The sequence below is a fragment of the Pseudotamlana haliotis genome (genome assembly GCF_008806375.1).
Lineage (GTDB): Bacteria > Bacteroidota > Bacteroidia > Flavobacteriales > Flavobacteriaceae > Pseudotamlana > Pseudotamlana haliotis.
In genome coordinates, this window is sequence record NZ_WAAT01000046.1 from 61,458 (window position 1) to 73,160 (window position 11,703).

Annotated in this window: 9 protein-coding genes; 3 read left to right on the forward strand and 6 right to left on the reverse strand. The window is 35.0% G+C overall.

From position 1 onward, the window contains the following. Positions 1 to 134 precede the first annotated feature (134 nt). A complete protein-coding gene (locus F6U93_RS10565; protein WP_150939583.1) occupies positions 135 to 878 on the reverse strand; it encodes a rhomboid family intramembrane serine protease in 744 nt (247 codons plus the stop codon). 193 nt (positions 879 to 1,071) lie between these two features. Here F6U93_RS10565 and F6U93_RS10570 point away from each other — a divergent pair, with 193 nt between their 5' ends. After that, complete coding sequence (locus tag F6U93_RS10570; protein WP_150939585.1) at positions 1,072 to 2,355, forward strand: replication-associated recombination protein A; 1,284 nt, start codon at positions 1,072 to 1,074, stop codon at positions 2,353 to 2,355. 13 nt (positions 2,356 to 2,368) lie between these two features. Here the strand turns inward: F6U93_RS10570 and F6U93_RS10575 are convergent, their stop codons facing one another. The 3 genes from F6U93_RS10575 to radC all read right to left on the reverse strand — a co-directional run bounded on the left by F6U93_RS10575 (position 2,369) and on the right by radC (position 5,281). Then, positions 2,369 to 3,145: a hypothetical protein gene (locus F6U93_RS10575; RefSeq protein ID WP_150939587.1), complete on the reverse strand. Its 777-nt coding sequence runs from the start codon at positions 3,143 to 3,145 to the stop codon at positions 2,369 to 2,371. A gap of 136 nt (positions 3,146 to 3,281) precedes the next feature. Further along, positions 3,282 to 4,499, reverse strand: a complete 1,218-nt coding sequence (locus F6U93_RS10580; RefSeq protein WP_225312667.1) for a polysaccharide deacetylase family protein — start codon at positions 4,497 to 4,499, stop codon at positions 3,282 to 3,284. A gap of 83 nt (positions 4,500 to 4,582) precedes the next feature. Next, complete coding sequence (gene radC / locus F6U93_RS10585) at positions 4,583 to 5,281, reverse strand: RadC family protein (protein WP_150939590.1); 699 nt, start codon at positions 5,279 to 5,281, stop codon at positions 4,583 to 4,585. Between the two features lie 109 nt (positions 5,282 to 5,390). Between radC and F6U93_RS10590 the strand changes: the two genes are divergently transcribed. Then, complete coding sequence (locus tag F6U93_RS10590) at positions 5,391 to 6,278, forward strand: dienelactone hydrolase family protein (protein WP_150939592.1); 888 nt, start codon at positions 5,391 to 5,393, stop codon at positions 6,276 to 6,278. A gap of 98 nt (positions 6,279 to 6,376) precedes the next feature. Further along, positions 6,377 to 9,013: a mechanosensitive ion channel family protein gene (locus tag F6U93_RS10595; RefSeq protein ID WP_150939595.1), complete on the forward strand. Its 2,637-nt coding sequence runs from the start codon at positions 6,377 to 6,379 to the stop codon at positions 9,011 to 9,013. Between the two features lie 79 nt (positions 9,014 to 9,092). Here F6U93_RS10595 and F6U93_RS10600 read toward each other — a convergent pair whose 3' ends face one another. Further along, positions 9,093 to 10,448 (reverse strand): UDP-N-acetylmuramate--L-alanine ligase, encoded by a 1,356-nt coding sequence (locus F6U93_RS10600; RefSeq protein WP_150939597.1) that lies wholly within the window; start codon positions 10,446 to 10,448, stop codon positions 9,093 to 9,095. Positions 10,449 to 10,695: 247 nt separating this feature from the next. Continuing rightward, on the reverse strand, positions 10,696 to 11,646 hold the full coding sequence (locus tag F6U93_RS10605) for a tetratricopeptide repeat protein (protein WP_150939599.1): 951 nt from the start codon (positions 11,644 to 11,646) through the stop codon (positions 10,696 to 10,698). Positions 11,647 to 11,703: the final 57 nt, after the last annotated feature.

The following is an 11,703-nucleotide window of genomic DNA, read 5'->3' on the forward strand; positions in this document are numbered from 1 at the left end:
ATAAAAATTCCATTTTAAATTGTAGTTAATTTTTCTTAACTGTTGACTGTTGACTGTTGACTGTTGACTCTAAAAAAGTATAAACTTTAATTATAATCTAAGTGTTTAAAAGAGTTCTTTTCACTTTTCACTTTTCACTTTTCACTTTTCACACCATCTTCCTTGTAAATATAATTGTAAGTTGGCGTTTCTTGCTCTGGCTCTTCTTCAACTTCAAGTTGTTCAATAAAGTTTCCGTTTTCGTCAAAGTGTTTTAAAAACGGATCATCATCTTCATTGTAATCGGGGTCTTCCCAAACGTATTTTTTAGGCTTAGCTATCTGTTTTCTAAATATTAAAGCAAACAATAAGCCTGTAATTAAACCTGCGGTGTGCCCTTCCCATGACACCCCCTCTTCAATGGGTAAAGTGTGCCAAATCATACTTCCGTAAAGAAAAACAACGACTAAAGACAAAGCTATTAACCGATAATGCTTAGCAAACACCCCTTTAAAGAAGGTAAAACTTACCAGTACGTAAATGAGACCACTGGCGCCTATGTGATAAGATGACCGGCCAATACACCATGTTAAAATCCCCGACAACAAAATGCCATACCCTAAAACCTTCCAAGCAATAGGTCTATAGAAATAAAACAAGGCTGATGACAGCACAAATAAAGGAATGGTATTATGATAAAGATGCTTGATATCTCCATGGATAAACGGAGAAAAAAGAACACCCCTTAAGCCTTTTAACGTTTTGGGATAGATACCATATTTATTAAAATGATAACCAAAGCGCACTTCAAACCAAAATACAATCCAAATACATAGAACAAAAAACAGCGGATATGCAATAACCCCTGTACTAAACTGAAAAGAATCCTTTTGCTTCATTACTTTAAATATAGCAAATACTTAACCAAATCAAATGTGATGCTAAATTGACAGTAGTATTCCGAAACTTTGAACTTTGAACTTTGAACTCTGCAACTCTGTAACTCTGTAACTCTGAAACTCTGAAACTCTGAAACCTAAAAATCACAACAAGAAAACTAATTAAACATAAAAATACTTTAATTTTACAACTATGAATGAGAATGAACCCTTAGCTGAACGTCTCCGACCAAAAACTTTAAAAGACTATGTGAGTCAAACCCACTTAGTAGGAGAAAACGGTGCCCTAACACAGCATATCAAACAAGGTTTAATTCCTTCCATGATTTTTTGGGGACCTCCTGGCACTGGAAAAACCACATTAGCTAATATTATAGCCACAGAATCTGGCAGACCTTTTTACACTTTAAGCGCCATTAACTCTGGAGTAAAAGATATTCGTGAGGTTATTGATAAAGCCAAACAAAGTGGTGGCTTATTTACGACTAAAAACCCCATTTTATTTATTGATGAAATCCATAGGTTTAGTAAATCGCAACAAGACTCCTTATTGCAAGCGGTGGAGAAAGGTTGGATCACACTGATTGGAGCTACAACTGAAAATCCGAGTTTTGAAGTCATTTCGGCGCTTTTATCGCGTTGCCAGATTTATATTCTAAATGCTTTTGATAAAAACGATTTAGAAACCCTTTTACAACGTGCAATTGATACCGATGAAATCCTATCGAAAAAGAACATTAACTTAAAAGAAACGGCAGCGCTTTTAAAACTATCTGGAGGTGATGGCCGCAAACTGCTTAATATTTTTGAACTTATTGTAAATTCTTATAATTCAGAATCTGTAGAAATAACTGATGAAGGGGTTTTACAACGCGTTCAAAACAATACCGTGCGTTATGACAAAACTGGCGAGCAGCATTACGACATTATTTCTGCCTTTATAAAAGCCATTCGTGGTAGCGACCCTAATGCTGCTGTATATTGGTTAGCACGTATGATTGAAGGTGGCGAAGACGTGAAATTCATTGCACGCCGTTTACTTATCGCGGCTAGTGAAGACATTGGTAATGCGAACCCTACAGCCTTAGTCATTGCAAACAACACTTTTCAGGCAGTAGCTACCATAGGTTATCCAGAATCTCGAATCATTTTAAGTCAGTGTGCCACTTACTTGGCCTGTTCTCCTAAAAGTAATGCCGCCTATGCCGCAATAGGAAAGGCCCAAAAGTTAGTTAAACAAACTGGTGATTTAAGCGTCCCTTTAGAAATTAGAAATGCACCTACAAAACTGATGCAGGAATTGGGCTATGGTAGTGATTACAAGTATGCCCATAACTACGAAAATAATTTTGCACCTCAAGAATTTCTTCCCAAGGAAATTCAAAACATCAAGTTATACGACCCTGGAAATAACGCCAGAGAAAATGCACATCGTGAGTTCTTAAAAAATCGATGGAAAGATAAATACAACTATTAAAGCTAAAAGGTCTTTAAAACTTAATGTTAAGTACTTCCTGCTTTAAAACATCATTTTCATAATATTCAAGCACCCAGTCCTCCCCTTTTTTATAAACGGTCGCACTTTGGCCTTCTACCAAGAACATATTTTTAGCATTGGTTTTTTTCAATTTATACACCACTTTGGGCGTACTGTCAACCAATTGATAACCGTTTTCTATTTTTTGAGCATATAAAATAGTGTCTCCTACATTAGGGTTGTTATTATTACTAGGGGTAGCAGTAACCAATGGGGTTGCAGCAACGGTTGGAGCACTAGGCACAGCTTTTACCGCTGGAGCTTGAGGCGGCACAGGGACCGTTATACTTTCGTTATTATATTTATATTTTAGCGTTTCAAAGGATTTAAAAGCATCTCTCAATGCTAAATTATAAGCTGTTTTGTATTCTTTTTCACGACTCATACCTTCTTGAGACCTAAAAACTTCTTGACTAGAGCAATTTTCAAGAACTACGGTAAGCTTAGTTACAAATAAACTTGAATTTTTCTCTACATTAGATTTCAATCCTAAACATGGATTATTTGCTAAATCCTGAGGAAAATCTTCAGCACCTTGCATCACTGCAGTAAAACCATACTTTTCAAACAAAAACTCAGTTAGCGAGTTTAATTGGTATTGATCAGGTTCTCTTAAAAACTCATATTGAGTTGGTACAATAACATATTTATAAGCATTCAAGTTTTTTTGAGCAAAAGCCCCGCTCACTGTAAACACTAGCAGACATATGGATAAAAATTTAATTTTCATTCTATTATGTTTTTTAAATTAAAACTCAATGGTAAAGATACGCTTTTTCAAAATTTCAAAGTCTCATGACCAGCTTACAATACACCTAAAGTTTAAAGCTTGTCATATGAATTAAAGTCTAAGGTTTTTTTAAAGATTAAGTGGTTTCTGCTGAATCTAAAATCAGGTTAAACAATTCCTTAAACCCTTCCCATTGTTTGTCTTCAGAAAAGGTATAATTATGAAAAACTGGCACAAACTCACCATTTACTGCTCTGATAGTATGAATGAGTTCATTTAAAACTTTCTTTTTATCTAATAAAGACCATTGTTTTAATAAGGCCACATCCATAAGCTGATAAGGCGTTATTTTCAAAGGGGTTTGCACTTCAAAATCTAAATCATAAAACAAAAATGGCGTACAAGAGCCTGCTCTAAACCCAATATGATTTATGTATCCCATGGTATAATCTTCTTTAACTTCTAAAGCAATTAGATTTCTATACGTTTCAGGTAAATTAAGCTTTGAATGTGAATGTCGAGAAGCCACTAAATTAGTATTTAGAATATCTTCCATTTTTTCCTTCTCTCGTTTTAAACGTTTGGCATCCTCTAGCGCAAAATAAGAGACTTTAAGCCCTACATTACAATAATCCGCCAAATGTTTTATTAGAGTAACAAAATCTTTTTTATTCGGACTCACACCTTTATCGTAGGTCGATAATTGACCAATTAAGAAAAAGAAAAGAAACTTTGAACTTGTATTTTTTTGCCGGTTTAAAATATACTTAAAAGTATCGTGAGGATCATTTTTAAACCTTAATAAAACACCAAAACGATCATAAAGACTATATAACTTAAATTTTGAAAGATCTGAAATCGTTCCACCTACAGTTCTAAGTAGTCCTTTCAATTTATATTTATATGGGCTAGGAACATCAATAATAGGTCTTATTCTGTAGGTCTTATTAGGAAATTTATAACTTGGAAATTGCGCTTGCAATGCGGCCTTAAATTTATAGGCCCAAATATCAACAACAGGTTGATGTAAAAATCCCGATTTATAAGCCAAACTCTCTTCTGCTGTAAAGCGCCCGAATTCATCCTTTACATGTGGCAAGTATTCCTCATACCGCGATAACATGTAAAAGGAAGCCGAAAAGATATCAAAAGGCATGGCACTTTTATCACTATTAGAAAAGAAGCATTTGGTATTATCCCATTTCTGAATATTGATATCGACATCGCTTAAACCTTGTTCGAACAAAAAGTCATGACTTTTAATAAAAAACTCTTTACCAAGTTGCTGTTTGGTATAAGACATTTTTAAACTATCATGGGCGATAAATTCTTCAATTTGGGTAGTGAATCGCACTTCAAAACCTAAAACCCTAGTGCATATATGTTTGAAAATATAGTTTAGCCGTGGGGATATTTTATGAGTATAAACTAAAAGCATTACAAAAGGATTTCATCAGCAAAACTAAAGTATGCTTTTTCTGTGATTATTAAATGATCTAGAACTTTAATATCTAAACTTTCTGCGGCCGTTTTCAATTTCTGGGTAATTTGCTTGTCAGCTTCACTTGGCTTTAAAGTCCCAGACGGGTGGTTATGCGATAAGATGAGTCCCGTTGCCCCTACTTCTAAGGCCGTTTTAAGAACCAAACGAACGTCTACTAAAGTACCAGTAATCCCGCCTTTACTCAATTGATTTTTTTGAAGCACCTTATTAGAGTTATTCAAATAGATTATCCAAAACTCCTCATGCTCAAGCTCTCCAATTACAGGTTGCATTAACTCATAAACAGAACGACTAGAAGTAATCTGTTTTCTTTCTAAAGCTTCTTCGCCGCGACGCCTTCTTCCCAACTCAAGAGCTGCTAGAATAGTAATGGCTTTAGCTTCACCAATACCTTTAAAACTTATAAGTTGTTTTAAAGATAACTTCCCTAAAGCGCTTAAATTATTATTGGTATGTGCTAATATGCGTTTACTTAAAGCGACGGCACTTTCATCGCGATTTCCAGAACCGATTAAAATAGCCACCAACTCCGCGTCACTTAAGGCCATTTTGCCTTTATTTAGTAATTTCTCTCGCGGTTGATCGTCATGATTCCAATGTTTTATGGTGAATGAGGGCGGTTTTTCTTGCATTCGATAAATATAAATATTGTAAATTTATAAATCAACAAACACCAATTTTAAATATCAATTTCACTGGACAGCATCAAAACGCCTTTATTGGCACTTAACAATAAATACTATGAAACCATTAAAAAAAGAAGACCTGAACCAAGAAGTTTTTGACTTATACGATGATTATGCCCATAATAAAATAAACCGCCGTCAATTTGTTGAAAAACTGTCCTTATTTGCTATAGGAGGATTAACAGTCTCATCACTTCTAAGTTTTGTTTCTCCAAATTATATAGACACCTTGCTTGTTGACCCAAACGACCCAAAACTAGATTCTGATTACATCAACTATAATTCACCAAAAGGTGGAGGCTCTATAAAAGGACTACTTTCAAAACCTAAGGGAACTAAGAAAAAATTACCTGGGGTTATCGTGGTTCATGAAAATCGCGGTTTAAACCCTTACATAGAAGATGTTGGACGACGAACAGCTATTGAAGGCTTTATTTCATTGGCTCCAGATGCTTTAACTCCGCTTGGCGGCTACCCGGGGAATGATGATGAGGGTCGTGCCATGCAAAAGAAGCGCGATAAAAATGAAATGCTTGAAGATTTTATCGCCGCATACCATTATTTAAAAAATCATGAGGACTGCGATGGTAACGTAGGTGTTGTTGGTTTTTGTTTTGGTGGCTGGATTTCTAATATGATGGCTGTAAAAGTAACAACTTTAAAAGCGGCTGTTCCTTTCTATGGCGGACAACCTTCAAAGGAGGAAGCTTCAAAAATTCAAGCACCATTACTGCTACAATTTGGAGAATTAGATACCCGAGTAAATGCTGGCTGGCCAGATTATGAAGCAGCTTTAAAAAAATACAATAAGGATTACAAAGCCTATATTTACGAAGGTGCAAATCATGGATTTCACAACAATACAACACCACGTTATGACAAAGATACTGCAACTTTAGCTTGGGATAGAACTATTTCATTTTTTAAGATAAACTTAATCTAATCAAATAAAAAAACTATGAACCCAACTGGTTAAATTCATAGTATTCATAACAACTTCAAAAACGTATATTTGCAACTCCAAATTTAAGCTATGAAAAGATGAATTTCAAACATTACATATCGTTATTCTTTATTTGCTTTATCTGTTTGTTTAACACAGTAACCCTTAGTGCCCAGAGCCTAATTCCTAAAAAAGAGCAAGCAGTAGAAGAAAAAATAGACTCAACCAAAGTTCAACCTGAGGCTATTCCTTTGATCAATATTGTACAGCAGATTCAGGTAACGAATATGAATATTAAGGCCACTCAAAGGAAAATCAAAATTCCCGATGGCATTAAAAAAATTGATTCTCTTTTACCAATATACGCCACATACTTAAAATCAGAAGGTGAGGCTACAAAACACTTTATAAAAGCCAATCCTAATGGACAAAAAGTAGACCTCACCATGATTACCTGGTCAGGATACTCATCCTATTTATCAGAATGGATGGATAAAATAAATGACCAAGAAGAGCGTAATTCTATCTTAATTGAAGACATTATTTTTCAAAACGAAGTTTGGCAATTAAGTTATCAAAATGCCATTGATAAAGAAGCACCTCCAGAGGTTTTAGAATCTATAGAAAACACTTTAGCTGAAGTACAAAGTACTCAAAACACTATTTTAGAGAACAATAATTATTATTTAAAATTAGAAACAAGCCTCAGTAAACAAATCAACTATGTTAAGGGTGTATCCAATGATTTATTGTCACTAAAAAACTCTGATGTTTACGATCTATTTTATTTACGTCACCCACCTATCTGGCAAACTACTTATGGAACTTCTAACAAAGATATTGCTGAAAATACTGAAGTAGAAGCTTTAAAAGTTAAATCTGCTAAAGCTCCCGATGTTGGACCAGATTATATGAGTAGCATCATCTCGTTTTTAATATTCATAGGCATCTTCACGCTGCTCATGAGGTATTTCAAGCGTGGATTTTTAAAGTACCCTTATAAAGATAAAGATGAAGATGTGATTGTGGCAAAAAATTTAATTCTGAATAAGAATAATTTATGTATCATCTTTCTCTCATGTTTGTTTAGCGAATCGTTCTTAACAAATTTCCCAAAACTTCTAACAGATAGCATAACACTTGTAACGCTACTTGCAGCCATTCCTTTAATTACACCTATTATGGGTGATAGGTATAAAAAAATCTTATACTATATTGCTGTTTTCTATATTTTAAACACTGCTAAAACCTACTTTTGGTATTCAGGGTTAGGTTACAGACTATATATTCTAGCCGAATCGACTCTTGTACTATTCATACTTTACCGTTTTACATCACCTTACCTTAAAACACTAGAAACCTTTGAAAAAGGACTTGCAAAACTCCTTTTCAAATTAGTCCCAATAGTATATTTATTAAGCATAGTTTCTATTATATCAAATATTTTAGGTTACACTAACCTAACGGACATTACCCTTAAAATTAGCACACAAGGCGCCATTGTTACCATGGTATTTTATGCCTTAACACTAATAATTAATGGTATTGTAGTTAGTGTGATTCACCGTCATTTCACGGTAAAACATACCTATAGCGCGATTGAAAGAAAAAGCATTGAGAAAAAAGCCTTAAAACGAGTTCGTATTACGGTTTATGTGCTTTGGGGGCTATTTTTTCTCGGGATGGTTGACGCCTTAAGACCAATGATCACCTTCTTGAGTGATGTTCTTACTGAGCCTTACAAAATAGGGAGTCTCACATTTACCCTAGGTGCTATTGTAAGTTTTAGTTTTACCCTCTTCATTTCCTTTAGTTTAACAAAACTGGTTTCCTTTTTAATAAATGATGGTGACGGTATTTTAAGATACTTTCACTTACCTAAAGGTATTCCTGCTGCAATATCATTGGTCATTCGTTATTTCATTATAGGATTTGGTACCATCCTCGCATTATCAGCACTAGGGGTTGATTTAAGTCAATTTAACCTGATGGCTGGTGCTTTAGGTGTTGGTATTGGTTTTGGTTTACAGAACATTGTTTCGAACTTTATATCAGGGTTAATTCTCGTGTTTGAGCGCCCTATTTTACCGGGTGACACCGTAGAAGTTAATAATTTATTAGGAACCGTATCGCGTATTGGTATTCGTGCCTCGAACATCAGTACCTTTGATGGATCTGAAGTCATCGTCCCAAACAACAACTTGATTTCTAACGACTTAATAAATTGGACGCTATCAAACAACACCAAGCGTATTGAAATTTTAATAGGTACGAGCTACAACGCGGATCCTAATGAGGTTTTAAAAATATTAGTTGAAGTGGCTGAAGAATGCGATTATCTTTTGAATGATCCGGCACCACGTGCTCTTTTTAATGATTTTGGTGATAGTTCTTTAAACTTTAGATTGCTATTCTGGTCACATTATGAATTAGGCTTACAAGCTAAGAGTGATGTATCGATTGGTATTTACAACCGATTTAAGAAAGAAGGTATTGAAATTCCGTTCCCGCAACGTGATCTTAACGTAAGAAACGTTCCAGAGTCCTTTACTTTAATTCCGCCTCATGAGACGCCTGAAACACCTATGGCTCCGCTAGAAATGGAAACAAAAACCACAAAAGCTAAAGACAAAAACATGAAGCGCCCGATTATTGAACCTTTGAAAACAGATATTGATTCTGATGGCTCTGCCAGCGATGGTGATGGTGATGGTGCTGGAGATTCTGCTAAATAATAACCTAGGCTACGACCATAAAAACAAAAAGCGTTAGATTTTGATAATCTAACGCTTTATTTATTAGGTATATTGAATTTTATTTCATCAAAGGTTTCACTGCATTAAAATCTAAACCACCATAATTTCCTGAACTCATCAAAAGCAGGGCTTTGTTATCAAAATCTTGAGCAAACAAGAAGTTTTTAAAATCTTCTGGGTTGGTATAGATAATCAAATCATCACGCTTAAAGGCTTCAGCAATTTGATGGTGAGTGATGTTTTCTAATTTTTTAATTTCAACAGCATCAGGAGAATAAAACACCACAGCTACATCTGCAGCGTCAAGAGCACCTTTATATTCCTTTAAGAAATCGGCATTTAAACTACTGTAAGTATGCAATTCTAAACAAGCTACTAACTTTTTATCTTTATATTGTTCTTTTACCGCTTGTGTCGTCGCCTCTACTTTACTTGGTGAATGTGCAAAATCTTTATAGGCCACACTAGTTTTTCCTTCGGCAATTTTTTCTAAACGCTTGCTAGCCCCTTTAAAAGTTGAAATCGCTTCGTAGAAATCATCTTCATCAACACCCATGTGTTGACAAATCCATTTGGCACCCGCTAGGTTATTTAGGTTGTGTTTACCAAAAACTTCAATAGGTAAATCGCCTTCAGAAGTTTCTAAAATAGTCTCTCCGTCTTCAACCGTATATTCTGGTGTGTGGTAAGCAATTTTTCTAATTGGGTTCTTACTTTCTTCAACCACACGTTTCACTTCTGGGTCTTCTTCGTTGAAATTAATGTTACCACCACTAACTATAGAATCTACAAAAATGCGAAACTGCTCCACGTAGTTATCATACGTTGGAAACACGTTAATATGATCCCAGGCTATACCACTTAACAGAGCAATATTAGGTTTGTAAAGATGAAATTTAGGACGTCTATCAATAGGCGAACTTAAATATTCATCACCCTCTAAAACCATAAAATCATTTGTTTCAGTGAGTTTTACCATTACATCAAATCCTTCTAACTGCGCGCCCACCATATAATCAACATCACGATCGTGGTAATGCATCACATGAAGAATCATTGAAGTAATGGTTGTTTTACCGTGACTCCCACCTATTACGACACGGGTTTTATGCTTAGACTGCTCATACAGAAATTCAGGGTAACTGTATATTTTAAGTCCTAATTCCTGTGCTTTAAACAACTCCGGGTTATCGGCTTGGGCATGCATACCTAAAACGATAGCATCTAAATTATTAGTGATTTTTTGTGGAAACCAACCAATTGCTTCTGGCAATAAACCTTTGGCTTCTAGTCGTGATTTCGATGGTTCAAACAATGAGTCATCGCTTCCTGTAACTTGATATCCTTTATTATGCAATGCTATGGCAAGATTGTGCATTGCAGAACCGCCAATAGCTATAAAATGTACGTTCATGGTGAAATTTTGAATGTATCAAATATAGTTTTTTAGTTACGAATTCTCGAATGAATTGTACTGAAATTACGGTTATAAACTTGTTAAATGATTATTCTTAAAATGGAGGACCAAAGGTTAAAAACCTAACCAAATACACTGCTACTTTACCAATAGGTATATTTAAAGTTCATGTACCCGCGCTAGTGGTTGCATCAGATAGCTTTTGGTGAGTGCATGCTCCCCATAGCTATCAAGAGCCCAAAACTTACATATCTAAAATATGTTCTTTTTCATCTGAAAATCTTTCTTCTGAAGGAAGCTCTTTTAAGGCTAAATTAATATGCTTTAATGCTTGATTTTTATGCTCTTGGTAACGATAAATCTGCGCTAAACGATAATGCGCCGAAGCTTTAGGAATTTGGTCCTTGTCAGAAAACTTTTTCAGGTAGTTTTCTAAACTCGTAATGCCTTTTTTATGGGCGATTTGATAGCTTGCAGATAGGCGTCCGAGTTGATAATTCAAAGCATTGTCTTGAAGATGTTGCTTCGCTATTTCAACTGTTTCTAAAGCCTTTTCATGCAAATTTTCCTGCTCATAAAGCTTCATGAGTTCGAGGTAACAAGTTAAGGACCCACCTACTTTTACTGCTTTTTTATAGTAGATTTCGGCTTCCTCAAAATCGTCATCATACTTATAAATAAACCCTTTTGCTAGATAACCATCAACCTTGGAGAGCTGCTCCAACTCTTGGGCATATTGTAGGGCTTTTTCTTTGCTTCCACCAACAATTCCGGGCAAGTGCATATAATATTGAACCAACGCCCAACGGGTATTGATGTGCTTTTTGTCTAATTCGGCAGCCTTAAGAAAGGCGACCTTCATATCACCGATATAAGCCATGGCTTTAAGCCTATTTTCCATGGCCATCATAGCCAAAATACTGCCGTAATTATAAAAATATTTAGCCTTGGTTTTATCTTTTTCTAGAACTTCCTCATAACAATTAATTGCATTGTCCCATTTTTTTTGATAGCCATAGGCATCGCCTAACAAAGATTTTACTTCTAAATTATTGGGGTGATTTTTTAAATATTTTGTTAGAAACAGTTCAGCATCATGATACTGCTTTTCTTGAAATAAGGCGTCAACCTCAGCAAAATTACCTTGTGAAAAACCAAGACACGGCAATAATACAAAAAGCAAGATTTTACTCATTTAAATTAAGGGTTTTCAACAAATGTAATCTTTATTTATAAAGTAACGATTTATTGG